Origin of the sequence: Bacillus sp. FSL H8-0516, from assembly GCF_038635285.1 — a bacterium.
In the GTDB taxonomy this organism is placed as follows: domain Bacteria; phylum Bacillota; class Bacilli; order Bacillales; family Bacillaceae; genus Bacillus; species Bacillus safensis.
In genome coordinates, this window is the sequence record NZ_CP152051.1 from 1980057 (window position 1) to 2006422 (window position 26366).

The 26366-nt window shown below is 40.9% G+C and carries 36 protein-coding genes; 8 read left to right on the forward strand and 28 right to left on the reverse strand.

The genetic code is table 11. The annotated features are described in order from the left end of the window. Positions 1-7 precede the first annotated feature (7 nt). From deoD to cgeC, 11 genes are all read right to left on the reverse strand, one after another. The gene (gene deoD, locus MHB67_RS09765) at positions 8-703 is read right to left on the reverse strand and encodes a purine-nucleoside phosphorylase (RefSeq protein WP_012010274.1); all 696 of its coding nucleotides are present in this window, start codon (positions 701-703) and stop codon (positions 8-10) included. A gap of 112 nt (positions 704-815) precedes the next feature. After that, entirely contained in the window at positions 816-1133 is a 318-nt protein-coding gene (locus MHB67_RS09770) for a hypothetical protein (protein WP_024422706.1), read from the reverse strand. A gap of 54 nt (positions 1134-1187) precedes the next feature. Beyond that, positions 1188-1796: a phosphatase PAP2 family protein gene (locus MHB67_RS09775; RefSeq protein ID WP_103132026.1), complete on the reverse strand. Its 609-nt coding sequence runs from the start codon at positions 1794-1796 to the stop codon at positions 1188-1190. A 50-nt stretch (positions 1797-1846) separates the two neighbouring features. Beyond that, entirely contained in the window at positions 1847-2017 is a 171-nt protein-coding gene (locus MHB67_RS09780; RefSeq protein ID WP_065214722.1) for a YozD family protein, read from the reverse strand. Between the two features lie 250 nt (positions 2018-2267). Further along, a complete protein-coding gene (locus MHB67_RS09785; protein WP_024422708.1) occupies positions 2268-2948 on the reverse strand; it encodes a hypothetical protein in 681 nt (226 codons plus the stop codon). A 142-nt stretch (positions 2949-3090) separates the two neighbouring features. After that, positions 3091-3315, reverse strand: coding sequence for a YozE family protein (locus MHB67_RS09790; RefSeq protein ID WP_024422709.1), 225 nt, complete (start codon positions 3313-3315; stop codon positions 3091-3093). Between the two features lie 79 nt (positions 3316-3394). After that, entirely contained in the window at positions 3395-3676 is a 282-nt protein-coding gene (locus MHB67_RS09795) for a YokU family protein (RefSeq protein WP_024422710.1), read from the reverse strand. Between the two features lie 2 nt (positions 3677-3678). Next, the gene (ablA, locus tag MHB67_RS09800; protein ID WP_044335164.1) at positions 3679-5079 is read right to left on the reverse strand and encodes a lysine 2,3-aminomutase; all 1401 of its coding nucleotides are present in this window, start codon (positions 5077-5079) and stop codon (positions 3679-3681) included. Between the two features lie 117 nt (positions 5080-5196). Continuing rightward, entirely contained in the window at positions 5197-6573 is a 1377-nt protein-coding gene (locus tag MHB67_RS09805; RefSeq protein WP_197172706.1) for a sigma 54-interacting transcriptional regulator, read from the reverse strand. 146 nt (positions 6574-6719) lie between these two features. Next, the gene (locus MHB67_RS09810) at positions 6720-8015 is read right to left on the reverse strand and encodes a glycosyltransferase family 2 protein (RefSeq protein WP_056767079.1); all 1296 of its coding nucleotides are present in this window, start codon (positions 8013-8015) and stop codon (positions 6720-6722) included. Positions 8016-8032: 17 nt separating this feature from the next. Beyond that, on the reverse strand, positions 8033-8353 hold the full coding sequence (cgeC, locus tag MHB67_RS09815; RefSeq protein WP_024422713.1) for a spore maturation protein CgeC: 321 nt from the start codon (positions 8351-8353) through the stop codon (positions 8033-8035). 206 nt (positions 8354-8559) lie between these two features. Here cgeC and MHB67_RS09820 point away from each other — a divergent pair, with 206 nt between their 5' ends. Both MHB67_RS09820 and MHB67_RS09825 read left to right on the forward strand, forming a co-directional pair. Next, entirely contained in the window at positions 8560-8961 is a 402-nt protein-coding gene (locus tag MHB67_RS09820; protein ID WP_024422714.1) for a hypothetical protein, read from the forward strand. A 15-nt stretch (positions 8962-8976) separates the two neighbouring features. After that, positions 8977-9939, forward strand: coding sequence for a DUF3880 domain-containing protein (locus MHB67_RS09825; protein WP_342492495.1), 963 nt, complete (start codon positions 8977-8979; stop codon positions 9937-9939). A 230-nt stretch (positions 9940-10169) separates the two neighbouring features. Here MHB67_RS09825 and MHB67_RS09830 read toward each other — a convergent pair whose 3' ends face one another. Beyond that, positions 10170-10892, reverse strand: a complete 723-nt coding sequence (locus tag MHB67_RS09830) for an acylneuraminate cytidylyltransferase (protein ID WP_342492496.1) — start codon at positions 10890-10892, stop codon at positions 10170-10172. A gap of 250 nt (positions 10893-11142) precedes the next feature. On the opposite strand from MHB67_RS09830, the gene MHB67_RS09835 reads away from it, so the two are divergent. Beyond that, positions 11143-12171, forward strand: a complete 1029-nt coding sequence (locus MHB67_RS09835) for an SDR family NAD(P)-dependent oxidoreductase (RefSeq protein WP_034623517.1) — start codon at positions 11143-11145, stop codon at positions 12169-12171. A 51-nt stretch (positions 12172-12222) separates the two neighbouring features. Here the strand turns inward: MHB67_RS09835 and msrB are convergent, their stop codons facing one another. Together msrB and msrA are read right to left on the reverse strand one after the other, a co-directional pair. Further along, the gene (gene msrB / locus MHB67_RS09840) at positions 12223-12654 is read right to left on the reverse strand and encodes a peptide-methionine (R)-S-oxide reductase MsrB (protein WP_073205983.1); all 432 of its coding nucleotides are present in this window, start codon (positions 12652-12654) and stop codon (positions 12223-12225) included. Continuing rightward, positions 12654-13187, reverse strand: a complete 534-nt coding sequence (msrA, locus tag MHB67_RS09845) for a peptide-methionine (S)-S-oxide reductase MsrA (RefSeq protein ID WP_024422720.1) — start codon at positions 13185-13187, stop codon at positions 12654-12656. Before msrA ends, msrB begins: the two co-directional genes overlap by 1 nt. A gap of 137 nt (positions 13188-13324) precedes the next feature. Between msrA and MHB67_RS09850 the strand changes: the two genes are divergently transcribed. The 3 genes from MHB67_RS09850 (at position 13325) to MHB67_RS09860 (ending at position 14858) form a co-directional block, all read left to right on the forward strand. Then, entirely contained in the window at positions 13325-13756 is a 432-nt protein-coding gene (locus tag MHB67_RS09850) for a MarR family transcriptional regulator (protein WP_007500780.1), read from the forward strand. A gap of 55 nt (positions 13757-13811) precedes the next feature. Further along, positions 13812-14072, forward strand: a complete 261-nt coding sequence (locus MHB67_RS09855) for a hypothetical protein (protein WP_024422721.1) — start codon at positions 13812-13814, stop codon at positions 14070-14072. A gap of 69 nt (positions 14073-14141) precedes the next feature. Next, on the forward strand, positions 14142-14858 hold the full coding sequence (locus MHB67_RS09860) for a DUF4397 domain-containing protein (RefSeq protein ID WP_235356883.1): 717 nt from the start codon (positions 14142-14144) through the stop codon (positions 14856-14858). Positions 14859-14890: 32 nt separating this feature from the next. Here MHB67_RS09860 and ypmT read toward each other — a convergent pair whose 3' ends face one another. From ypmT to ilvA, 7 genes are all read right to left on the reverse strand, one after another. Next, on the reverse strand, positions 14891-15088 hold the full coding sequence (gene ypmT / locus MHB67_RS09865; protein WP_024422723.1) for a protein YpmT: 198 nt from the start codon (positions 15086-15088) through the stop codon (positions 14891-14893). A gap of 24 nt (positions 15089-15112) precedes the next feature. Further along, positions 15113-15679, reverse strand: a complete 567-nt coding sequence (locus MHB67_RS09870) for a YpmS family protein (protein ID WP_024422724.1) — start codon at positions 15677-15679, stop codon at positions 15113-15115. A 10-nt stretch (positions 15680-15689) separates the two neighbouring features. Beyond that, positions 15690-16451: an SGNH/GDSL hydrolase family protein gene (locus tag MHB67_RS09875; RefSeq protein WP_024422725.1), complete on the reverse strand. Its 762-nt coding sequence runs from the start codon at positions 16449-16451 to the stop codon at positions 15690-15692. 69 nt (positions 16452-16520) lie between these two features. Next, the gene (locus tag MHB67_RS09880; protein WP_234107926.1) at positions 16521-17075 is read right to left on the reverse strand and encodes an SCO family protein; all 555 of its coding nucleotides are present in this window, start codon (positions 17073-17075) and stop codon (positions 16521-16523) included. Positions 17076-17134: 59 nt separating this feature from the next. After that, a complete protein-coding gene (locus MHB67_RS09885; RefSeq protein WP_044335180.1) occupies positions 17135-17977 on the reverse strand; it encodes a DegV family protein in 843 nt (280 codons plus the stop codon). A gap of 187 nt (positions 17978-18164) precedes the next feature. Continuing rightward, positions 18165-18416 carry a YpmP family protein gene (locus tag MHB67_RS09890; RefSeq protein ID WP_024422728.1) on the reverse strand — a complete coding sequence of 84 codons (252 nt, stop codon included), beginning with the start codon at positions 18414-18416 and terminating at the stop codon, positions 18165-18167. 36 nt (positions 18417-18452) lie between these two features. Beyond that, on the reverse strand, positions 18453-19721 hold the full coding sequence (gene ilvA / locus MHB67_RS09895; protein ID WP_044335204.1) for a threonine ammonia-lyase IlvA: 1269 nt from the start codon (positions 19719-19721) through the stop codon (positions 18453-18455). A gap of 180 nt (positions 19722-19901) precedes the next feature. Between ilvA and MHB67_RS09900 the strand changes: the two genes are divergently transcribed. Beyond that, positions 19902-20855: a sigma 54-interacting transcriptional regulator gene (locus MHB67_RS09900; protein WP_342492497.1), complete on the forward strand. Its 954-nt coding sequence runs from the start codon at positions 19902-19904 to the stop codon at positions 20853-20855. 14 nt (positions 20856-20869) lie between these two features. Then, a complete protein-coding gene (locus tag MHB67_RS09905) occupies positions 20870-21508 on the forward strand; it encodes a hemolysin III family protein (protein WP_041109539.1) in 639 nt (212 codons plus the stop codon). A gap of 37 nt (positions 21509-21545) precedes the next feature. Here the strand turns inward: MHB67_RS09905 and MHB67_RS09910 are convergent, their stop codons facing one another. From MHB67_RS09910 to MHB67_RS09940, 7 genes are all read right to left on the reverse strand, one after another. Next, a complete protein-coding gene (locus MHB67_RS09910) occupies positions 21546-22169 on the reverse strand; it encodes a 1-acyl-sn-glycerol-3-phosphate acyltransferase (protein WP_342492498.1) in 624 nt (207 codons plus the stop codon). 19 nt (positions 22170-22188) lie between these two features. Further along, positions 22189-22674, reverse strand: a complete 486-nt coding sequence (locus tag MHB67_RS09915) for a dihydrofolate reductase (protein ID WP_234107183.1) — start codon at positions 22672-22674, stop codon at positions 22189-22191. Continuing rightward, positions 22671-23465, reverse strand: a complete 795-nt coding sequence (locus MHB67_RS09920) for a thymidylate synthase (protein WP_024422734.1) — start codon at positions 23463-23465, stop codon at positions 22671-22673. Before MHB67_RS09920 ends, MHB67_RS09915 begins: the two co-directional genes overlap by 4 nt. Before the next feature lie 103 nt (positions 23466-23568). Then, positions 23569-24096: a phosphatidylglycerophosphatase A gene (locus MHB67_RS09925; protein WP_024428140.1), complete on the reverse strand. Its 528-nt coding sequence runs from the start codon at positions 24094-24096 to the stop codon at positions 23569-23571. Positions 24097-24114: 18 nt separating this feature from the next. After that, positions 24115-24732: a YpjP family protein gene (locus MHB67_RS09930; protein ID WP_122631012.1), complete on the reverse strand. Its 618-nt coding sequence runs from the start codon at positions 24730-24732 to the stop codon at positions 24115-24117. Positions 24733-25030: 298 nt separating this feature from the next. After that, on the reverse strand, positions 25031-25819 hold the full coding sequence (locus tag MHB67_RS09935; RefSeq protein WP_133744125.1) for a class I SAM-dependent methyltransferase: 789 nt from the start codon (positions 25817-25819) through the stop codon (positions 25031-25033). A gap of 66 nt (positions 25820-25885) precedes the next feature. Beyond that, entirely contained in the window at positions 25886-26320 is a 435-nt protein-coding gene (locus tag MHB67_RS09940) for a BrxA/BrxB family bacilliredoxin (protein WP_024422738.1), read from the reverse strand. Positions 26321-26366: the final 46 nt, after the last annotated feature.

Here is a 26366-nt window from a genome sequence, read left to right on the forward strand (position 1 = left end):
TATACTATTATAAAACGGAGTCTAGCGCAATTAAGATCATTTCATCAAACGTTGTTTGACGCTCTTCAGCCGTTGTTTCTTCTCCTGTTAGAACGTGGTCACTCACAGTCAAAATGGATAACGCTTTTCGATCAAATTTTGCTGCAAGAGAATAAAGAGCGGTTGTCTCCATTTCGATCGCTAGGATACCATATTGAGCCATGAGCTCAAGTGGTTTTTCATTGTAAAATTGGTCTGCTGTAAATACATTTCCGACACGTACAGCGACATTTTTTGCTTCTGCTGTGTCGTAGGCTTTCTTGAGCAGGCCAAAATCAGCGCATGGCGCATAATCAATCGGTCCAAAAGCCACACGATTCATTTGTGAATCTGTTGATGATGTCTGGGCTAAAATGACGTCACGTACATTGACATCTCTTTTGATGGCTCCGCAAGATCCAACGCGAATTAAGTTTTGAACATCATAGCTTTGAATGAGTTCATTCACATAAATTGAAATAGACGGTACGCCCATTCCAGTGCCCTGTACAGAAACACGTTTCCCTTTATAGGTTCCAGTATAGCCATACATTCCGCGCACTTCGTTATAGCACTCAACATCTTCTAAATATGTATCTGCAATATATTTCGCACGAAGCGGATCGCCTGGTAGCAATACCGTTTCTGCAATTTGTCCTTTTTCTGCTCCAATATGTACACTCATTTTTTAGCCTCCACTTACGTTTACTATGTATTTTATCCTATTTATTATAAACGATCGAGCTTAAAAAAGAAAATACCAGCTGGATCTCCAGCTGGCATCATTCATTATCTATTTAACCTATCGTCATTAGTCGTTCACTGCGTTTCCACCCTGCCGGAGAGAGCTGATAATAGCACTTCCCCTTTTTCTTATCATCAATCACAACAATATCACCTGTTGTGATAAACCGCGCATTGTAATCATTAGGGACTGTATCATGTACATTAAATGTCGAGAATGCTTTTTCCAGTACATCAAGGTGTGTTCTGCCGCCAATCTTTGTCCGGTACACAGGCTGATGCCCGCTTGCAGCGCCATATTCAGGTGTCTGATAAATGGTTAAGTGAAATGCTGAAGGTTTCTTTTGAAAAAATCTCAACGTCAATTGCATTCAAATCCCTCCCCTTTTATATAAAATTGGCTGGGATCTGTCCATTTCCTTCTTCTATTTTTGTCGAATGACAGGCAATCTTTCGTCAATCTTTTTACAAATGAGAAATAGAGCGAGTCCTATCGCAAAGCCTCCTGCAACATCTGTCAAATAATGCACCCCGATATACATCCGGCTGATGCCAATGGCCAGAACGCAAAGCCCTGTGATCAAATAGACGATTTTTTGTCTTTCTTTCAGCCATGGGATCATTTCAACTAATAGATAAGCAATAAAAGGGTAGATGGTGGCTGCATTCATCGAATGTCCGCTCGGAAAGCTGTAATACGTTTCAACTACAAGGTGATCAAAGGCCGGACGCTCTCTAGCAAACAGCCCCTTTAATTCATGATTGATTGTTTTTTCTGTGAGATATAGTAGAAAAAGCATCATGATAGAGTAGTAGCGCTTATACATAAACAAGACCACACTAAAAATGAGCATGATTGGAACGAGCAGCGCGCTGATGCCAAAGTCAGTCAAAGCGAGCATGACATCATTTAAAAAAGGGAGTCTGATGCTTTCAAACCATAAGATAATCTGGTTGTCCAAATCTTGAAAAGCCCCAGATGCCATGAGCGCAGCAATAGCGCCAAATAAAATGATAAGAAATAGGATGTACACGCGAAGGATTCCCCTCCCTCTCTCTTCAGAATCTCTTCAAAGTATAGTGCCTACCACGCCTCTTCTTCAACTATCATTGCTTTTTTCAGCATATATTCAAATGTAATGTCAGCCAGCTCAAATGTTTCAAGCTCAGCAGGTATGTACCCTCTTTTGATCAGCTCCACGTAGAAGAACTCCGCAATTTCCTCTGTATCAATCACCAAATCTGCTTCTTTCATTGCATTCCGCCTCCTTTTTTATGATGTATGAACGCCGGCTGTTTTTTATTACAGTTTGTCATAATGGCTCATTCCATACATATAAATGCAGTAAACAAAAAGAAAAGGGGCTTGAAAGAATGAAATGGTTAAGCATATTAGATGGAGAAACTTTTGATCAGGTGATGGGCCGTATCTTGAGGGGATGGTTTTATGTGATTGCATTTTTCTGTGTGCCTTATTTTTTATTCGTGTTAGGACAAGTCTTTCTTTAACCAAAATGTTCGTGTAAACTTTCCAAAATAAAATCCATCATATCCTTATATTCTGGATCTTTGAAAAATTCATAGAGAATTTTATAATCGTTATAAATATCAAGAAGCTCATCCACTATAGATACAGCCAGAAATTCAAGTGAAGATTCGCTTTCTTGTTTCTCTTCTAGCTGCAATAGAGCCGTTTGGACCATATCTTCTTCTAACTCTTTTGAGGTTTCTCCGACGTAATGCACAAAAAGAAGCTGATGAACAAACTGGTCCATCTCATATTTTCTTAGGACAAGCGTTAAATCTTCCTCTTCTGTTTCCAGCCACTCTCCGTCTTTCAGCCTCGTGAGTTCGTAAATGACATCTTCCCAGCCATCTTCAAGATAGCGCCAAATTTCAGTCCGATGACCGATGATTTTAAATAGCTCTTTTCCGTAATCTTTTACATATACAACATCGCCAATGAGGAACTCATATTCAATGTCCAGCTTTTCTGTATCAACAATCACTCCGCTATACTCATCGTAAAGCTGAAGTGATGTTTCAAAATAAAGCACCTCATTATGATTGACCTCATATAAATAGTGCTGGTCAATTTGATGGACTTTTGTAATCGTTCCGACTGTGCCGTACATGACAACGACGACAATATCCCCTACTTGATATTTTGGTGCTTTCGCCTTCATTCTGTCTCCCCCTTGCCCGACTTTTGGTCTTAACGTATCGTATGCCGGCGCAAGGAATTCTGCATGGGCAACCACACCATGCAAAACGCCATTTTATTTCTCATGAAAAAACCGCTTCTCCATTCGGATAAGCGGTTGTGTGTTATTTTTTTTTGACTTCTACTTCGTATTGCTCAAACGCTTCGTCAAATGTTGTCATTGAGCTTAAATAATCACCATTTAATTCTAAATAAGCGCACAGCTCATGATAATCTGTGGAAGCTTTAGGAAAGCTGTGATCCTCATACGCAGCATTTGCGAAATGGCTGATTTCATCTTTCGGTTTTGGATGTCTGAACTTCATTAAATAATGGTAAAACGACTTCACCTGTTTTTCCCTCCGCGACACACTATTTTGTTGTTATATTATACAGCAATTTGATGACTTGTATAGGCGGAGGTACAACTTATGAGGAAAAGTCAAAGTAATTTCGCTTTAATAACCGCTCCATGCTCATTAATTCCTCATAGGAGATTTTTTCTGGAAGTTTTGTCTGATCCACTAAAATTAATTGATCTTCAATCTCTTTGACCGTCTCATCCTTTTGATAGATCATCCCGCAGTGCGTGCAGGAAATGGACGGCGTTTCGATGATTTCAATTGATTGTGTGCCCGTGATCAGTTCCCAATAGACTGTTGTCTGCTCCGCATTTGCTTTGTTTTCCTCACACCAATCACATGTCAGCAAGGCTATTTCTCCTCCTTTACGGTTTGTTCTTTTTTGAGCTGCGCTTGATATTTCTTCTCTTTTAATTCATCTCGTTTTTCACGTTTGTTTTTAAGTGTGTCGTGCTCAGGATTTGTCTCATATGCTTCTCTACGTTTCATTCGGCTTAAATTCTCAGGCGTAAACGATCTTGCTTCATCCTCAAATAGTGCGGTAATACCAATTGCCGGCTCTTTTTTCTCTTCATAAATTTCATTAAAATACGCATCTGCCTGGCCTGCGACGTAATGCTCTGGTTCTGGATAAGAGGTGATGACACCTTCAAAGTTACGAAGGACCACTTTGTCAGGGCTTTGCGATAATAAATAATTTGGCTGTAAGGCTATTTTCCCTCCGCCTCCTGGCGCATCTACAACAAAGCTTGGTACTGCATAACCACTCGTATGTCCTCTTAAGCCCTCAATGATTTCAAGCCCTTTTGATACCGGCGTTCTAAAGTGGCCAATGCCCTCAGATAAATCACATTGATAAATATAATATGGTCTGACCCGAATCTTCACAAGATCGTGCATCAGCTTCTTCATAATCGGCACACTGTCGTTAATACCTGCAAGGATGACGGCCTGATTCCCTACAGGAACGCCGGCATTCACGAGACGTTCGCACGCTTCTTTTGCTTCTTTTGTGATTTCAATACTTGTATTGAAATGGGTGTTCAGCCAAACTGGGTGATATTTTTTCAAAATCTCGCACAGCTCATCTGTAATACGCTGCGGAAAGACAACCGGCGCGCGGGTTCCAATCCGAATGATCTCAACGTGCGGAATATCTCGTAAGTTTTTCAAAATGTATTCAAGCACTTGATCATTGATTAACAGCCCATCTCCGCCAGAAATTAACACGTCCCGCACCTCAGGTGTTTCTCTAATATATCCAATTGCAGCATCTAACTGCTTTTTCGGCACACCCATACCAATCTGGCCGGAAAAACGTCTTCTCGTACAATAACGGCAGTACATGGAGCACTGATTTGTCACAAGAAACAGCACACGATCTGGATATCGGTGCGTGAGCCCTGGGACAGGTGAGTCCTCATCTTCATGCAGCGGGTCTTCCAGATCATATTTTGTTTTATGAAGCTCTTCTGCAATTGGCACAGATTGCATACGTATTGGACATCTTGGATCGTCTGGATTCATCAGTGAGGCATAGTAGGGTGTAATGTTGAGTGGAATGGTTTTGGTGGAAATCTTCACCCCTTCTCGTTCCTCTTCTGTTAAGTTTACGATTTTTTCTAAATCCTCAAGCGTTTTCACGGTATGCGTCAGCTGCCAAATCCAGTCGTTCCACTTTTCCTCAGGTACATCCTTCCAAAGCTCAATGTCCTTCCAGTGACGTGCCGGTTCATACAATTTCTGATTCATATCCATTCCCCCTATCAGCATTCACTTTATACTATGCAAGTTATGTGCCAACATGGGAAAATGCCCCTATTCTTTACAAAAGGAGCTTTTACCCGTCATATTCAATTGGTGTTGTGCCTATATTTCGGCATCTGCATATTTCTTTAATTTATATTGCAGCGTTTGTCGAGGGATTTTTAAAGCAGCGGCGGTTTTTTTAATATTCCCATTATGCTGATGTAAAGCTTCTTGAATCAAAGTTTGTTCAAATGAAGACACTTGATTTTTTAAGGAGGATTCAGATGTTTCTTTTTCCAGCTTTTGCTCACGTAAATGAGCCGGAAGGTATAGAGGGATGATCTCTTCCGCTTCCTTTGGCATCATCAACACAGCATGTTCTATTGTATGTTTTAATTCTCTGACATTCCCAGGCCAGTGGTGCGCCATAAACAATCGTTCCGTTTCTTCAGAAAGGCGTGTAACGTTTTTTGAAAACTGCTGATGATAGGTTTGAATGAAGTGGCGGGATAGCAGCGTGATATCTTGCTTTCTTTCACGAAGCGGCGGGATATGAAAAGATGATACATGCAGTCTATAAAATAAATCTTCTCTTAAAATTTGCTTTTTCACTGCTTCGAATGGGTCCATATTGAGCGCAGTAATGAGCCGAACATCCACTTGAATGGACTTTGCATCACCAATGCGGCGGACAACGCCATCTTCTAACACACGTAATAATTTCGTCTGCAGCGTGAGCGGCATCGCTTGCAGCTCATCAAGAAAAAGTGTGCCCCCATCAGCTAATTCGAAAAGTCCCTTGCGATCAAGCGCGCCCGTATAGCTCCCTTTGACAGATCCGAACAATAAACTTTCAAGTAATGATTCTGGGAGTGCTGCGCAGTTTTGCGGAATGAACACTTGATTTTTTCGATCAGATTCATGGACAATGGCTTGAACGAGCACTTCTTTTCCTGTCCCTGTTTCCCCGTAGACAACAACTGATGATGGATAAGCAGCTGCTTTTTTTGCCCTTTCAAGCATTTCTTTTAAAAGCGGATCATTTGTTAAAAATGAAGCAAAATCATGCATTTGTACGGCCTCAGCCGCATCTTGTGTCCGCTTTTTTTGATCTAAACGATTGGAAAGGGCTGACAGCTTTGAAACATCTTTTGCGACTTCGACCGCGCCTATTAACTCGTTATCTTCGATAATAGGCAATGTCGTGTTCACTGTTTCAATCCTTTCTCCATTTTTATTCAAATAGGTTTGCAGCGAATGATAAATGGGCTTTCCTGTTCGCAACACATGCATGAGCGTACTTGTTTTTTCTGTTAAAGAGGGATACACATCAAGGATGTACTTGCCAATCACCTCTTCTTTTTGTAAAGAGTCAAACTTAGCGGCATTATGATTGTAAAAAATCGTCATCCCTCGATCATCTACAACGTGAATGGCTTCATCAATAGCTTCTAAAATCAATTCAAACCAATCTGCTCTTTCGACAACCTTCCCCATTCTTTCCCCCTCACTTTCAGTGCCAAAAAACCGGCATCAATTGCCAAGTTTTCAGCGGCTTGATCGTTTCTTAAAGGTTCCTGTCCTTTTCATGTTTCGCTTTTTCCTTTCTACTTCCTGCAATCATTGCGAAAAAAGCACTCCTCTTATGAGGAGTGCTTTCGTCCGGATGTTTGATAAAGAGACATATCGAATTCTTGCAGCGATTCCCTATACAGCGGCACAATCGGCTTTCCTTCCTGAAAAAACGCAAATTGTGATGGGTACAGCTTAATCGGCTGATGATAAAAAGCAAATCGCTTCACGACCTCAGGATCAATTCGGCAAAAGGTATGATGCACAAGTAAATAAACATCTTGTTTCCATTTAAACAGGCGCCTGTTTGGCGGACTGAAAACTGGAGAAGCTTGAATGATGCTGCCATCCTCAAATGCCTGGAGCTGATCATTTGAAATCGTATAGATCTCCTTTGGGTGAAACTGAAAATATTGCACGTCACGTTTTGAAGCAAACCGTCTTTTTTTCTGATCTTCAATATAAAAGAACGTTTTCCCATAATCTGCGGTGACAACTGTATAATTGGGTACTGCCAGCTTCTCTTTCATTTCATATTTCATCTCACATAACAGCGGAACACGGATCGCACGCCTGTTCTTTTCATTGATCCAGCGTTTTTCAATTCCATGAAGTTTCCCGTCTGCGATTTGATAATAATCTCCTTCTTTTTCAATGACCGTTCCGTCAATTAAATCATACGGCATACTCGAAAACAGATGATGAAAGGAATGAGGCGTTTTATACGTTGTATCCAGTACATCTTTTAATGGAAAAAACGCAGCGAAGTGATTCAGCCTCATCCAAAATACAGAATCTGCATGATGCCAGTGCTTTGGCTCATCGTCCCAATATTGTCCGTATTTTTCATAAATCAGTGGAAGCAAGCAGCTTCTGTGCATGACCGAACAATGGTCCACTTGAAAGGACGCATGCTCTAAGATTTGATCTGCTTCTCGAATAAAACTCATCGTTTCCACTAAATGCTGATCAACATGCACGACCCGCTGCGAGGAATACACAATATCTATGTGAGGCATCGACCGAAAAACATCCACCATTTTAAGCAAACGATCTTTATGGTACACGGTATCATCGGTTAAATAACAAATGAGCTCACCTGTTATACGGGTTAATGCTTCATTAATAAGCGTCGCATATCGTGCGGTTAACAGCCGTTTTGCCGGATGAACTGTGTGCGAATACAGCTGAATGCGTTCATCACTTAAATAGGGCTGGATCTTTTGAATGGTGCCCTCTTCTGAGCCATCATCCATAATCAAAAGCTCCCAATGCGGATACGTTTGATCTACCATACTCTTTAGCACACGATCAATGAAATCTGGTTTATTGTAGCTTGTTAAAATCACCGATACTTTCATGATCATTATCCTTTTTGATTAGATTAAAAAGCCCCCCAGCTGACAATGTTCACATAAGGAACACTCACTCTTAGCTGATTTGTCGCGTTTTTAAAGACTGCAACCGTATCAAACAATTGCACGACAACCACGTTTTGAAGTACATCTCCATTGACTAAATGAACACGCGGCACTGGAATGCCAAGCTCAAGCCATGGACGAAGTAATTCTTTGATGTCTGACACATTCTCTTCCCCACTTTCTTCTAAAAGACGAAGAAGAAGTAAAATCAAGATAACTTCAAGCACTCCTTCCGACTCTAGTAATTCTTCGTTCCAACCATCTAATAATTGTTCAAATTCCATTCATAATCCCTCTCTCTTCACATTTAATCTTTACTAGAGTATGAGCGCCACTTCATTTAGCCTCAGCATTTGAAAACATTTTTAAAAATGTGTGAAGTGATTAAATGAAAAAAAGATCAGGAATCAGCGTTCTGCTTATGCCAAAAAAAATGAACGGCATATACATAGGGGTGAGTTTGAATTGATGAAGAAAGGATGGGGAAAAAATGAGCGAAAAGCGTGCTGAATTAAAAAAGGAACTATTGAAAGTGTTTTTCAAACCAATTACTCATGCATTAACAGCTAATCTCGAAGAAGGAGGAGTTCAAATGGAAGAAAAATTGAACGATTTATTAAGTGAAGTGGCAGCTGAGGCATCACCTTCAGATTCTGCAACAACACTCGATGTATCTCAGCCAGCAAGATGGATCTTTGCAAGACTTGCACCAGGAACAGTCATTAGCATTGTCACTGACTCAGGAGATTTAATTGGGCCAGTTCAATTTGTATCATTCGATGCTTCAACAGGTGTTGTATTTGTTACACAAGAAAGCTCTGTCACACCTACAGGCTCAGCAACGACTCTATTAGATGTAGATAAAGTTGAAAGTGTTACATTCACATCTTAATGTGAGAGGATCATCATGAAGCTTCTTTATATCAGTTCTGGCTACGGCGGAATCTATCACATGTTTGATCAATGGGTAGAAGAAAGCTTCATTGATTCCCCCTTTTCATGTGTAAAGATTGATAGAGAATCTCTACCCACTAACATGCACAAAATCCGGACATTTTCTCCGGATTTTGTTTTGATGATGATCGGTGATCATGTTCCGAAAGATGTACTTCATCAATTCAAACAAGAAAAAATCCCGATTGTTCTTTGGATGACAGAAGATCCCTTTTATACAGATATGTCAGCTGCTTGCGCACATGAAGCTCAGCTTATATTAACGATTGATGAAGGGGTTTTGCCATTTTATAAACAATTAGGCGCTCTAAATACGCACTACTTTCCCATTCCGGCAAATACACGTGTCTTTCAGAAAAATGAATCGCCAGAAGAGATGTGCGCGTATGACATTGCTCTCATTGGCTACCCTTATCCCAACCGCATCAAAGCCATTGATACACTCTTGCAGCAAAACAAATGGCGTATTCTCGTTGCAGGAAAGGAATGGCACCGTCACTTAAATAAATCACGGAGACATTATCGTGATTTCACACTGATAACGAATTGGCTGAGTCCTCAGCAAATGGCGGACATCTATCAGCAGACAGCCATTGTCCTGAATCCGCATAGGCCGGCTCAATTTGCGTATAACAAAAACAAAGCCATGATTCAAAATATGAGCCTCAATAACAGAGCATTTGACATTGCTGCAACTGGAAGTTTTCAATTGACGGATCTACATCCACCGCCTGCTTTTTCAAGCTTTGCTTTTTACAAAGATGAGGATGATTTGATAAAACAGGTGGAATACTATGGATCAAATGCCGGTGAAAGAAAGGCGGCCGCACTGAACAACTATGAGCAAGCCGTTCGCTGGAATACATTTGATACGATGCCACAAAGGCTTTATGACATTGTAAAAAGCGCCCTATAACTGGGCGCTTTCAAATTGTTGACAAAGGGCTAAAATATTCTTGATTTTAGCCCTTTGTCTTCTTTTCAGCGTGATAGAAAACCTTTGCAGCCCTAGGAAGGGCGAGTACCGGAGCGGAGCGAATTTGACATTCGTGAGCACCGGAGCGCAGACCTGACACCGAATGCGAGGGTTTGTCTACACGCTGAAAGCGCCCTATGACTGGGCGCTTTTTCTCGTTGAATGCCAGCTTATGCATGATCTTCCGCATCTCGGCGAGCTAATAAGATTTTCTCTGCCTCTTTCCGGTCTGCCTCCTGTTTCACCACAAGCGACTGCGTGTGATCCATCATATATGCTCCGACAGATCCTTCTAAAAAGGAATGAATGCATTCTTTGGCATAATGAGCATGAAAAGCATATACCGCACCATTTAGCCGGCCATACGTATATGGCTGCTCATGCCTTGGCATGAAAAAGTAATGATTGTCCTTATATAAAGTAGCTTCATTGTTTTCATGCAGTGTCCAAGTTTCATTTGGGTTTTCTAACGCCTCTGTAAAAGATGCGGTGCAGTCATATCTCCCCTCCACTAAAAGCTGCAAGCACTTCTCGATATCTGCCGGCTGTCTTAGAGGAGACGATGGATGCAGATACAGCACAATATCAAAGGTTTTTCCCTCCCGCTCTAAATAAGCAAGCGCATGCTTCACAGCTAACAGTGACGGCGTTTGTTCTGTCACATGTGTGCTTGGCAGTTCAATCACATTTGCTCCGTAGTGAGATGAAATGATTTGCGTATTGACATCCTCTGAGGAGACGATGACTTCATCTAATTCAATCATTTGCAGTAACGGCTGAATGGTCCAATAGATAAGCGGCCTCTCAGCCAATATGCGTATGTGTTCATCATGCCGGCCGTCGTGACTTCTAAATGCAGGTATCATGGCTAAAATACGATTTCCCCTATACATGTCTTCTCTTCTCCCCTCGCGCACAGCTCCCTACAATTTTCTTCTCTGCCCGAGCTGACCGCAGTACTGAAGTATTCAGGTCTCTCGTTTTTCTAGTTGATCTCTTATCTCTCCATATTCTATTAAGACGACAAGCAGATGGTTATAATTTGTTCACCTAATTTATACATGAAGTGGTTCTTTTCCTCAAACGAATGCCGCTCTTTCACATATGATGCAAAGTAGAGAAATGAGAGTTGGGGGATTAGATATGTCCAAACAGATAGAAACGACTTTGAAGACCTTTTTTCGTGACAAAACGATATTGGTTACAGGCGGTACGGGGTCAATCGGCCGGCAAATCGTGAATAAATTAACAAGTTGCTCTCCAAAGAAGATAATCGTCTTCAGTAAAGATGACAGCAAACAATACATGATGAAAAATGAGTACGCAGATCATCAAGAGGTCGTATTCGCTTTAGGAGATGTCCGGGATGCAAGCCGCGTGAGACAGCTCGTCAAGGGTGTGGATATCATTTTCCATGCAGCGGCCTTAAAACAAGTACCTACTTGTGAAGATAATCCGTTCGAAGCTGTTCAAACGAATATCATCGGCGGGCAGCACGTCATTGAAGCCGCTCTCGAACATGAAGTGAGTCATGTCGTCAACATTTCAACTGACAAAGCGGTTTCTCCAACGAATGCCATGGGTGCAACAAAATTGATTTCAGAAAAACTATTTTTCCAAGCAAACGAAAGTATTCCGAATCAAAAAACGAGGTTTTGCTCTGTACGCTTTGGCAATGTGCTTGGATCTAGAGGTTCCGTTATTCCGATCATGCTCCAGCAGCTATTAAATGAAAAACCTTTGACCGTGACTGATCCTCATATGACACGTTTTTTTATGTCCATTGAAGAGGCTGTTTCCCTCACACTTCAAGCAGCAATCATGATGAAAGGCGGCGAAACCTTCATTCTCAAGATGGAGTCCTTACAGCTTGCCGATCTCCTAAAAGCGTTTCATGAATATGCCGCTCAAATCAATGCTAAATCTCCGGATATTCTTGTAGTCGGAAAAAGACCTGGCGAAAAGCTTCACGAGGAGCTCACATTTCCGCACGAAGCAGATGCACTGTTTGAACATGAACAATTTTATGCCATTTTACCGAGACCACATTTGCACCCTGCCTTTCAAAAAGTCGACTTAACGAATTACACCTCAAAAGAAGCACCGCTCATTACAAAAGAAAAGCTGTTCCACATCATCGAACAATTACATCATACACATCATAAAAAATAAAAAATCGTCACACGGAAGCAGCTGCTTTCCATGTGACGATTTTTAAATGGATCAATCAAATAGATGTTTCAAATCCCCGTAGCCTTCTTTTTCAAGATCATCCTTTGGGATAAACTTTAAAGCAGCTGAGTTAATACAATACCGAAGACCGTTTGGCCCTGGTCCATCAGGAAAAACATGACCTAGATGAGAATCAGCAGTTTTACTGCGAACCTCTGTCCGCACCATTCCATGACTCGTATCAACCTTCTCTGCTACTTCTTCCTCTTCAAGCGGTTTTGTAAAACTTGGCCATCCGCAGTGGGCATCAAACTTATCTAAAGAAGAAAAAAGCGGCTTTCCTGAAATGATATCCACATAGATACCTTCTTCTTTATGATCCCAAAATTCATTTTGAAATGGCGGCTCTGTGCCATTATTTTGCGTGACTTCGTACTGCATGTGATTTAATTCTTTTATACGCTTTTCTTTTTCATTTGCCATTATTTATCACTCCAATGGGACTCAATAAAACCGGCTCTGCCCGAACCGACATGATATCGTTCGTAGTGCATTTTGTTTTTCTTATAATAATGCTGATGATATTCCTCTGCTGGATAAAAAGGACCTGCGTCTAAAATTTCTGTAACGATTGGCTTTTTGAAAATCCCGCTTTGGCTCAGCTGCTCTTTCGATGCTTCAGCTAGCTTTCGCTGCTCGTCATGATGAACATAAATACCTGTACGGTAAGATTCCCCTCTATCGCCAAATTGCCCGCCATCGTCTGTTGGGTCTATTTGCTGCCAATACAGCTCTAGCAGCTTCTCATATGGGAACACGTCAGGGTCAAACGTAATTTGAACCGCTTCTCTATGACCCGTTGTATTTGTACATACTTCCTCATAGGTCGGATTCACTGTATGTCCGCCAGTATACCCTGATTCAACTTTGATAATGCCCGGCTGTTCATCAAAAGGTTTAACCATACACCAGAAGCAGCCTCCTGCAAATGTGGCTAATTCTTGTTTTTCAGACATATTAGTGCCCCCTTCATTTAAAAAATGGTATCATCATATTATAACATGATAAAAAATAATGAAAATGATACGACTTGTATACCAAAATAAAAGAAAGCATTACGTCGTATCTTTAAAATATAATGGGGGTTTAATGATTGGAACAAAGAAAACAAATGATGTACGAAATGGACACTTTACTGAGAACCGTATTTAAGCAGATCCGTTATGAAATTAACAGCCTGCTCGAAAACGAATTATCTCGGAATGAATTTCTTATTTTAAATCTGCTGCGTGAGCAAGGTGCAAAAAAAGTAACGGAATTCGCTTCCATTCTTGGAGTGTCAGCAAGTCATATTACCGCTGTGACTGACACACTCGTAGAAAAAGGCTGGATCACCCGTATCCGCTCAAAAGAGGACCGCCGCATCATCAAAATCCACTTAACCGATAAGGGTAAGGAAATTACTGAGCATTTTGAGAAAAAGAAAACGGAATACTTTATGGAGCGATTTGAATCATTTGATGACGAAGAACTAAAAACCATGATCAAATTATTTAAAAAGCTGGATAAAAGTCAAAAGGATTAAGCATAGATTTTAGCGCTCAGGACATGCTACGGATAAAAAGAGGTGGAAATGAACCATGACAAGCCCTTACCTTTGTCCAAACTGTAAAACAAACAGAACGCGCTTTAATCTCATTGAGCAGCTTTCAGAACCTGTCAAGCTAGATCCAGCAACAGGAGCAGTTGTCGAAAGATACGAAGGAGAACAGCTGTCTCCTTTTCACTTGAGCTATCAAGGTCCTCAAATGAAAGTCCAGTGCGGTGTTTGTGGTTTAATTGAGGATGAAAAAACGTTCATTAAACTAGCTGAATATCATCAATATTCTTCTCCTTCTTAACATGCCGGCCTGACGGAATACGTCAGGCTTTTTTCTATGCTTCTTTTGCCTATACAGATCGTCTTTTTCATGCATACGCTACAAAAAACACCATTGCATGAGAAAGAAGGGATTGATGACATGCAGCAGCTCTTTTATCATGACTTTCCATATCGGCCATTCGCTGACACCTACGAGCATCTTCAAAGCAGCCCTTCATCAAAAGCCTTTATTCGATTATTTCACGCTGCACCAGATCTCAGTGAGCTTGCTGTTTATGTGAACCGGAAGCAGGTAATGAAACCAATGCCTTACAGCCATTTGACCGCTTATATGGAGTGGGATGAGGGAATGTATGAAATAGAAGTGTTCAAACTGGCTACAAATGAGAGAATTCTTCATTCCCGCATTCGATTTAAGAGCGGCGAGGTCTACACATTATGTATCACAGGTGCCCGTGCAGGCTTTGCACTGCTGACTGAGCAGCAGACTCCTTTGATCAAACAAGAAGACCTGTCAGCACTTACATTTGTGCAGCTGTCTCCGGACCTTCCTTCTATAGATATATATGAACGAGACCAAGGGATCATATCGAAGGAGCTTGATTATGTAAACAGCACCCACATTCAACATTTCTCTCCAAATAAATATCATTTTGAATTGAAAGCCGCCGGCACTCAAAGTGTACTGCTTGATATCCCAAAAGTTCATCTGCAAACAAAGCGTGCATACCTGATTCTGCTTCATGGTTTTGCTAACGGAGAACCTGAACTTATGGCAAAGGTGGTCTTGTCTCGGCAACTATAAAAAAGAGCCTTTCCTAAAATGGAAAAGGCTCCTTACGAGACATCTTCAGCTTTTTCTTGCTTTTGAAAATCAAAAGCAAGAATCATCGTGCCAAGAAATAATGCACAGTAGGCAATATTTAAGTAAAACTGATCGATATTTTCTGCTTTTAAAGCATTGGCAGCTGTTATGCCGAAGTACGCAGCAAATAAAAACGACAGTAAACTAAAATATTGATAGACTCGCTTCATGATAACACTCCTGACTCACACGTTCTATTGCTTTGGATGATAATATGAAAATTCAATTTCATCGTTCTGTAGATCAATTTTGTTTGCTTTCACATACATATCATTCGTCAGCGGCATTTCTGAAAGACGCACTTCAACCGTTTTTTGATCCGGTTTTACATGAACGAACTCTGGCAGCTCATAGAACTGACCCATGTAGCTTAAAACAAAACTAATCGGAATGCTCAATTGTCCAATTGAAAAGTCATCCACTTTCAAAAGCACATCACCATTATCTTCAACAGTTGGCGTAAATGAGACGTTTGCATCAATCGTTGAAGAGAAAGCTTTAATTGCGCCTGTTACTTTCACATCTTGATCGATTGCTACATGAAAGTCTGGCATATCATTTGATCCTTGATTTTTCAAATAATCATTCACAAAGCTGGTGAGTGATTCCTTTGAGCTGGATATATTAAAAGCATATTCGCTTTTCACTTCTTTGGTTGAAGCGGATTGACCGCCTGGCAGCAGCATCAAAATACCGCAGCCAATCACAATCAATAGATTGATTGCAAGTAAAATAAAAAATAAGCTTTTCCATTTTTTCATCTGTTTCACCCTATTCCTTCGGCAGTCCTTCTTTTTTCACTTCGGAGAATAAACGATTTGCCATAAGAGAGTACCCCTTTTGGTTTGGGTGGAAATCATCTTCTGCCAGTAATTTTTCATCAGAACCTTCTTCAAATAAATCTGCTACATTGACCATATCCGCATTGCCGTCTTTTTTGAGTTCCTTTTTGGCAGCGGCATTCCAGTCTTGAACGACTTCATCAATATCTCGCAGCTCAGACAAACTGAATTTAAAAGGATTGTACATGCTGACATACATGATTTTCGCATGGTCATTCTGTTCTCTCAGTTGAGCAAGAATGGTTTTAAAGCGCTCTTCAAAAGGACCCTGCTCTTTTTGAAAAGGAGCAAACGTCAAATTAAGCACATTTTGACGGACAACATGCATGAGATCATTCCCGCCGATCGTAAAGAAAATATAGTCAGCGTCTTTCAGTCCGTCCTGCACCTTTTTTTCTTTTAATCTTTTTAATAAATCTACTGTTCTACTGCCTTTAATGGCATAGTTTTTTAATGTGACAGACTGCACGCCGTCCACTGCTTCTATCTTGTCACGGGTCATACCTGCATAGCCTTTTTTATCTTGATCTCCGATTCCTTCTGTTAAGGAATCTCCAACCGCTGCGATGGTAATATGTTCTTTTACTTTTGGTGTGTCTTCTAGTTTATCCTTTATGCCAGCCTCTTGCGCGGAACATGCAGAAAGAACAAAAGCTAGAGACATCACAATCAAAATCAAACGAGCCTTCAAACGATGATGTCCCTCCTTTTTCTGATTAAAAAAGTGTATCATGTTTTCGCCCATTTGAACATCCTTATGCTAGCTTCGGTTCAGCGTTTTGATGTCCTTGATGATGTCATCATAAGGTGTGTTTTGCACCCCATCATAGTTTTTCATCACTTTCCCATCTTGATTGACAAGGAAAAACAGGGACTGATGAATCACTTGGTCTTCATCTTCAGGTTTTTTTACAATGGTTTTAAAACTTTTCATTGCGAATTTTTCAATTTCTGACTGTGAATACCCAGTGAGAAAATCCCAATTTTTAAAGGACAATGGATAGGCTTTTGCAAATTCCTTTAGCTTTTTCGGTGAATCGACCTCTGGGTCCACGCTAAAGGAAATGATATGCGCTTCCAATTTTTCTTCTTTTAACCGTTTTTGCAGCTCTGTCATATGAGCAGTCATCGGCGGACAAATCGTTTCACAGCTTGTGAAAATAAAATCAGCGACCCATACTTTCCCCTTCAAATCATCCAATGACACCTTTTGGCCATCTTGGTTTTCAAACTCAAACGGCTCTATTTGATAATTTAAAGCATCCTTGATTTGTCCATTTGAACATGAGACTAAAAGAAGCACGCTTACCATCATAAGCGCACCAAGTAAGGCTCCCCTTTTTCTATACATGATATGTCCATCCCCTTTTTCTATCAATCGGTATAAAAAGTAAAGCCTATTGCGCCCTTTCCAGTATGACACGAAATAATCGGTGTTGTGTAGGCGATGTCAATCAGTGCTTCAGGTGTGTGATCAAGCAGCGCTTTTTTTAGCTTTTCAGCGAGTTCTAATGCATCTGCATGTGCGATCCCAATGGCTTGAACTGTTTTTCCCTTCACCGCCTGTACATACTGTTTTGTCAGATGGCGGACAAGCGCAGAGTAGCTTCTCACATTCGCTTCTGGCGTATATACCCCGTCTGTTAAGCTGGCAATAGGTTTGATGTGAAGAAGTGAGCCGATGAGCGCCTTTCCTCTTCCAATTCTGCCGCCTTTGACGAGATTTTCTAATGTATCGATCGTGACATATAGCTTTGTTTGATGACGGATTTTATCTAATTCTGTGATAATATCTTCACGGCTTGCACCCTTTTTGGCTAGTTCTGCTGCTTTGATGACTTGAAATCCTAATCCATAGGAAATAAAATTCGAATCAATTACCGTGATATTTCCATCTACCATTTTCGAAGCGCTTTCAGCAGTTTGAACAGTACCACTCATTCCACCAGTTAAATGGATACTGATCACTTCACTTCCATCTACCGTCAGCTTTTCATATAATTCGACGAATTGACCGATCGCAGGTTGAGACGTTTTCGGCAGTTCCTCAGCGGCCTCCATTTTTTCAATAAATTCATCTGGCTGTATATTCACTCGGTCAATATAATCAACTCCAGAAATGGAGATATTGAGCGGAATCACGTGAATGGAAAGATCATTGATTTTTTCTTGCGGAAGGTCCACAGTTGAATCTGTTACAATTTTAATTTGTTTCACTATCGTCTCATCCTTGCTGTCTTAGTCTTTACTTATGATATTACCTTATTTCCTGCACACTTGAAAACAACTGACCTAACGTTTTTGAAATTGTCACATTTTCTTCTTGTCATGAAAAAAATCCTTGCCAAACTGAGCAGCTGCCATTTCAAAATGGCTACCTCCCCCTTTTGACAAAGATTTCTGCTTACGCATTGTGTTTCAGTGTAGGCTCCTGATAGATCTGTTCATATGTGCTCCACTTGACGTTACGTTTCACATCCTCTCTGAAAGAGTACACAGCTCTCTTTCCTTTAGATACATAGACTTTTTTCAAGAAAGCTTCAAGTCTAAAGGTGAGCATGAAACGATACGTCTCATCTCCCTTTAGAACAGGGACTTCTGTTACCTTGATCTGAGCTCCATCCATCCGTCTAAAACATATTGTTTTGAGCAGCACAAACGATCAATCCTCTTTTCCAATTATCTGTTAAGCCTAAATAAATAGGTGGAATAAATCTTGATCTTTATTCACTTCAACATAGTGGAAGCCTTTTTTATCCATCCGCTCAATCAGCGCTGCATAGTCATCTTTTTCTTTCAATTCGATGCCGACTAGCGCAGGACCTTTGCTTCGGTTATTCTTTTTCGTATATTCAAAGCGTGAGATATCATCATTTGGCCCTAACACTTCATCTAAAAATTCACGAAGCGCTCCTGCTCTTTGCGGAAAATTGACAATAAAGTAATGTTGAAGCCCTTCATAGATCATCGAGCGTTCTTTGATTTCCTGCATTCTGCCGATGTCATTATTTCCTCCACTGACAATACAGACAACATTTTTCCCTTTGATCTCCTCGCGATGAGCATCTAATGCTGCGATCGGCAATGCGCCAGCCGGTTCTGCTACAATCGCACATTGATTATACAGCTCTAAAATCGTTGTACATACTTTCCCTTCTGGTACAAGACTGATTTTATCGACAACAGACTGAAGCGATGTAAACGTCTTTTCGCCAATCCGCTGAACCGCTGCTCCGTCTACAAACTTATCAATCGAATCAAGTGTCACAACCTCGCCCTTCTCATGCGAGGCATGCAGTGAAGCTGCGCCAAGCGGTTCGACTGCAATGATTTCGGTTTCTGGTGAGATATTTTTGATATATGTACCAACACCAGATAACAGACCTCCACCTCCGACACTTGCAAATAAAAAGTGAGGCTCCACCTCGATATCATTTAAGATTTCGACAGCAGTCGTTCCTTGTCCTGCCATCACATCCAGATCATCAAACGGATGGATAAATTCGCGCTTCTCTTCATCTCCGCATTTTACGGCTTCATGATACGAATCATCAAACGTATCTCCGGTTAAGATAATTTCAACATATTCTTTTCCGAACAGCTCCACTTGTGATACTTTTTGCCTTGGCGTCGTAGCAGGCATAAAGATTTTCCCGTGGATGCCTAAATATTTACAAGAATAGGCAACACCCTGCGCGTGATTTCCAGCACTTGCACAGACAATGCCATTTTCTAGTTTATCTTTTGGAAGCTGGCTCATTTTATTAAAAGCGCCTCTTAATTTAAAGGAACGAACTACTTGAAGATCCTCTCTTTTTAAGTAGACATTGCATTCATATCGTTCAGAAAGTCGCTCATTTTTTTGAAGTGGTGTATGAATGACTACATCCTTCAAATTTTGATGGGCTTTTAAGATGTCTTTCACTTGAATTAGCGTATTTTCTTTGAGCAACGGTTTCATGTACAAGATCCTTTCTCTTTAACCTTATTTAATTTGTCATTATAACATGAATATTCAAAAAATAAACCAATAGATCACGATCCATCATAAATTTTATAAACTTTTTCGTTTTCCTGTACATTTGTTTTAATTGGGTGTTACAATTGAACCAATTAGAACCACAAAGAAAGGAATCACCCAATGGCCACTCAATCATTCGCATCTATCTATGGAGATCATCAAGATATCAAACATGCAATTCATCTGGCAAAACAATTTTCTAAAAACGAACAGCCGGTCTTGATAACAGGAGACATCGGCACAGGCAAAACGCTATTCGCCCAAGAAATGGCGAACGCATCACTGACACACATGTATTGCCCCATCTTGAATGAAGAAACCTTACAGAAAGCCTTCACAGAAAAAAACAATCAAATTCTTTATTTAGATGAGATCGGTGCATTAAGTATTTCTATGCAGCACCAGGTCATTCACTTTCTAGAAACGTCACCTGCAACAAAAGTAATCGCTTCTTCGTCTTTATCAATAGAGGCACTCAGGGTTTCTTCTACCTTTTTACCCGAGCTGTTTTATCGTCTGAATGTTCTTCATTTGGCCCTTCCAGCTTTAGCCGAACGAAAAACAGATATTCCTGTGTTAACAAATGCTTTCTTTCAAAAGCTGAACTTGGCACCGAATATTGATCCAAGTGTTTGGGAAGCCTTGCAGCAGTATCCATTTGAAGGAAATGTCCAAGAACTCAAAAATATTGTTCATTACGCTGCGTCCATACTCGAGGGCCACACGGTATTTTTACATCATTTACCGCCCTTTGTGTTAGCACCCCTTCCCTCAGCCGTGAAAGGTAAAAAGGAAGAACACCAGCTCACACTAATGGAAAAACAAGAGTTTGTTTTCTTGCTGGAAGCCATTAAATCTCTCAATGAAAAAGGAGAAGCTGCCAGCAGGCGTATCTTGTCTGAATTAAGCAAACAAGGAGACATCCCGCTGACCCCTCAGCAGGTGCGAAACCGCTTAGATGATCTTGAGAAAAAAGCATACGTGACGAAAGGAAAAGGCAGGGCCGGAACGAAGATTACACTTGAAGGTCTTTCATTCCTGAAGTCGCTTGATGGTTATATACCGGTTCAATAAAAGGAGGACATCCATTGTTTACTGTAAAAGAAGAAATTGCAAACGCCATTACACATGGCATTGGTGTTATTTTATCCATTCCAGCTATTGTGTTTCTCGTCTTATTCGCTGTTCAATACGGCACCGTCACAGACATTATCAGCTTTTCGATATTTGGTGCATCCATGCTGCTGCTCTATTTAAGCTCAACCCTGCTTCATAGCATTCGGCACAAAAAAACAAAAGATATTTTTGAAATTCTCGACCACTCGGCTATTTATGTATTGATTGCTGGTACATATACACCCTTTTTACTTGGACCACTAAAAGGTGCACTGGGTTATACACTCCTTGCGATTGTATGGGCGCTTGCTGCTGGTGGGATTGTCTTTAAAATCTTTTTCGTCAAACGCTTTATTATCGTATCTACCCTTGTCTATTTATTAATGGGCTGGATGATCATCATTGCCATCAAACCGCTTTATATCCAATTAACAGGTGCAGGATTTGGCCTCTTACTGTTAGGCGGCATTTTATATTCAGTCGGAACCATCTTTTATATTTGGCGGAAAATCCCCTATCATCATGCGATTTGGCACAGCTTTGTTCTCGGCGGCAGCGCCTCGATGTTCTTCTGTATTTTATTCTATTGTGTGAACGTTCCTGCTGCATAAAAAAAACCAGCATCCACTATTCGGATGCTGGTTTTTTTTATGCACGCTTTTGTGCGTAATCACTGATCATGACAGGAGCTTTAATATGAATATCCACATTAACAGGACGCAGTCTTTTCACGATCTTCCCAGTTAAAAGACGATCCGTTCCGCTAGTTTCAATCGGTACAAGCGGACAATCGTATTCTTCAGCAAGCGCTTCTGCAATGTGACGATATGCTTCTGAAAGCAAGATACTCTGCCCAGACATGACTCTTTCCTTTGCTTCTTCTAATAAGGCCTCATCCGTTTGATTCTGATGAATGACCGCCATTTTTTTGAGCCATTGTTTTAAAATCGGATACCGAAAGAGCTTCGGCTTTGCCATAAAAGCAAATGGCTTCTCAAGGTGGCCGATCAATAATGTCGTCGTGACTGGATTCAGCTCTTTTGTGACATAAATAACCGGGCCATCAGGCAGCTTCTTTTGCTGATGAATGGTCATGACTGATCCTGATTGATCAATACATCCCCGGGCAAACCTTTTTGCATGCTCATGAATGAGATGCATTCGTTTCGTATAGGAAATGCGTGGATCCGTTAATTCATGATCGTACAAATGCCTCATACTTTTTAAAAAGGATACAACAACATAAATCGTTAAAAACCAATAACGAAACAACCGTACTCCTCCTACTCACTTATCCTTTTTTGTCATAGACGACAAATTCATAATTGTAGGGGTTCTTTTCGTCACGATGGCCTTTTTCGCGTGATACAATCGTCCATTCATCTTCATTGTAATACGGGAAATAGCGGTCTCCTTCAAACGCATGGTGAATGTGCGTGATATAGAGACGATCCGCATATGGCATCATTTCTTCATACAGCTTAGACCCGCCAATGATAAATAGCTCTGCCTCACTTTCCGCAATTGCCAAAATGTCAGCAATTGAATGAACAACCTCGCATCCTTCTGCTTTAAAAGAAGAACTTGTGGTCAGCACAATGTTTCGGCGGTTAGGCAGCGCTCGTCCAATCGATTCAAAGGTTTTTCTGCCCATGACAATCGTATGACCGCCTGTGACTTTTTTAAAATACGCTAAATCTGCTGGTAAATGCCAAGGCATTTGATTATCTTGACCAATGACTCTATCTTTACCTGTCGCCACAATCATGGAAATCATACACTGACTTCTCCTTTAATATGCGGATGCGGATCATAGTTCTCAAGCACAAAATCATCAAACGTAAAATCAAAAATGCTCTTTACATCTCTTGTAATACGAAGTGTAGGAAGCGTGCGTTCTTCGCGCTCTAGCTGCATTTTCACCTGTGGAAGATGATTTTGGTAAATATGAGCATCTCCGAGTGTATGAATAAACTCTCCTGGCTCAAGGTTTGTGACTTTGGCAATCATCATCGTTAGAAGAGCATATGAAGCGATATTAAATGGCACGCCTAAAAAGATATCTGCCGATCTTTGATATAGCTGGCAGGAAAGCTTCCCGTTTGATACGTAAAATTGAAACAGACAATGACAAGGAGGCAGCGCCATTTGATCAATTTCCCCCGGGTTCCAAGCACTGACGATCAGTCGTCTTGAATTCGGGTTGTGCTCAATATCATGAATCAGCTTTGCGATCTGATCCACTGTCTCGCCGTCTCCGCTCGCCCATGATCTCCACTGTGCACCGTACACACGGCCCAGCTCTCCATTTTCATCTGCCCATTCGTTCCAAATCCGGACACCATTTTCTTGAAGATATTTGACATTTGTATCACCTTTTAAAAACCAAAGCAACTCATGAATGATTGATTTCAGGTGTAATTTCTTTGTGGTTAAAAGAGGAAACCCTTCCTGTAAATCAAATCTCATCTGGTAACCGAACGTGCTGATTGTACCTGTACCCGTTCTGTCACCTTTTTCATCCCCGTGCTGTAATACATGACGGCATAACTCTTTGTATTGTTTCATTTTTTTCATCCTTTATTTATGTTCTTGTTGTAGTTTACCTTATTTCAGCTTTTCTTGAAACCAAAAAAACATGCCTGCATGATGAGCAGACATGTTTTTCTTTTTATGCTTGATTCACTCGTTCCTGCTCTTCATCCTTAATATCTTGGTGTGAGTGAGCAATGCGGCTTGCAGCTGCTGCGGCAAGTGCAGCGACTAGGTCATCAAGGAAAGTATGCACTTCACCTGGACGGCCTTCATCTAATTCACGAATAATACCAAATTTCTCTTTATCTAAATAACCGAAGTTGGTCAAACCGATTGATCCATATACATTGACAATGGAAAGCGGAATAATCTCATCAATTCCATATAGCGGCTCATCTGTTTCAACTAAGTGCTGTAAAGGTTCTGGCAAAAGCTTTTTTTCTGCAAGCTGATCAAGGGCAAGTCCTGTTAAAACTGCATGGACAATTTCTCTTTTATTCAGCACTTTTTCAACATTTTCAATACAGACACTAAGTGGAAGGTTTGGATGATATTTTTCTTGGAGCTTCAGCACAATGTGTGCGATATCTTCAATTTTCACTCCGCGATCGTTTAACATTTGTTTTGTAATCTGCACCATTTCGTTCATTGTATATTTTTTCAATTGGCATGACATCTCCTTCTAGTGGCTCATCCAGCTCGGCGGGGTGTTTTTATCCCAGTAAATATTACCGAGTTCATGATGCGTCTGGAATCCATCTTCTGCTGTATGGTAATGAAAGTTAAACCAATATCCGCTGTGAGGCGGCTGATCTCTTCTGACATGAAAACGGAGCAAATCTTCTCCAGTCTTGCGGTTGTAAATGTGGAAGATTTTTTCGCCATTTCCGCTTGAAGGCTGATCAGTTATCACAACATCTTGAAATTTTTCGTCATCTTTGAAATTTGTTAAATAGTCGGTTAACACTTGTTCAATCTTCGGCTGAATTTCTTCTCTGTACTCGTCCTCAATGACAGGTGTGATTTTACGGCCAAATTTGAGAAAGGATTGATTTTCTGCACTTGACAGCACCTCTTGCTTATATTGCTCAAAGGAGTCTATCTGCTCTTTGCTTTCCTCTTGCGTTAGTTCCCAGCTGCGCAATTCATCTGATGTATCATAAACAGCTGTATAAGGCGTTTTATCAGATGAAGAAAGTTCAGAGGGCTTGTCTGTCATCAAAGCCGGCGGAGGAGAGACTAAACCAAAAGTTGCAATCGTAAAGAGCACAACAAGCGTTTTTCTCATCCACATCTTCATGATATCTAATTCCTTCCATAAGTTATCATACTGCTATTCTAGCATATAATGAATTTTCAGTCATTCAATTTGGTCACCGATTTAAGACTTTCTTTTTTATAATAAAACGTTTACAATGGCAGTAAAGGCGACTAAAATTTGGGAGGAATGGGTATGCTTGAAGGTTTTTTTATTACGGCTTCCTTGCTGACATTATTTTATTTTGTCTATATGGAGATTACAGATTAAAAGCCCTGAATAAGGGCTTTTTTAGATGCTCGACAAGGAATTAAAAAGAATTGTCTGCATAGCTGAACCTTTAGCGAGGGCTTTTTTCTTTCTCAATATATCCATAATGAAATTGGGCTGTTTTTCGTTTTAAAACGTGAAATTGATAGGAGTCTGCTAGAAATCGGGTGCTTTTCCAATGATCTTTTAAAACCACTCTTTTTCTCGCCACTCTCAGCGCTTCTTGGACGGCTGTTTCGTGGTCAAAGTAGTGCTCTGCCGCATGACGGAGCGGGGCGATACTTGCAGATTCTTGAATCGTCTCCTCAAACATCGGGTCAAAATAGACGACATCAATTGATTCATCAGAGAGCTTTTTTAGTTGCTCGATACTGTCTCCACTTACAACAGATATCCGTTTCATCGCTTCATCTGCCTCTCTTACCCCTGTCTCCCATGTGTTTAATCCTTCTCGGACTAGCAATGCTGTCATGGGATTCTTTTCGATTCCAATGACCTTTCCATTCGGACCTACTCGCATGCTGGCTGTAATGGCATCTGATCCTAGGCCAAGCGTACAATCTAAAAAGGAATCGCCTGGCCGAAGCTCCGTGGCTTCGATTAAAGGATCCTTTTCTCCGCGCATGAGCCGCTTCACCCTGAACATCGCTGAGCTTGGATGGAAGAAGAACTTTTCACCATTTGGCTGATACCATTCGAATCTTTCCTTCCCCACAACAAGGACGTCTCCTCGTTTCATCGCAAGCTGCTTGACGGATTGTTTGCGCCTTTCTACATACTCACCATGTAAATCCTCTGCAAGGGCTTTTGCTATTTCAATTGTTTGTTCATTTGCTCTAAAGCTTGTTGTGATAAGCATGCGGTTCCTCCATCATGATCAAGAAAAAATGCCCTGATTTGTTTACAGGACATTTCAACATGTGTATTAGCAATGTTTTTCGAATGCAGATAAGACGTTGTTCATGATGTCTTCCATTTCATGACCTTCAATTTCGTCACGCGGAATAAAATGAACGAGTTCATTTCCTTTTAAAAGTGCCATAGATGGAGACGATGGCTCTTCCCCTGTGAAGTATTCTCTCATTTTTGCCGTTGCTTCCCTGTCCTGACCAGCAAAAACTGTGACAATTCGATCTGGTGTTTTTTCTGCCTTCATCACAGCTTGTGTAGCAGCTGGGCGTGCTAAGCCGGCAGCGCACCCGCATACAGAATTGACAACGACAAATGTCGTTCCTTCTGCTTCTTGCATCGTTTGTTCTACTTCTTCTTCCGTTGTTAGTTCTTGAAATCCTGCACTTGTCAGCTCTTGACGCATCGGTACAACGAGCTGGCGCATATATTCTTCATATGCCATTGACATAAAAAAGCCCCCTCTATAATCCTTATGTTGTGAATAAAGGATACTA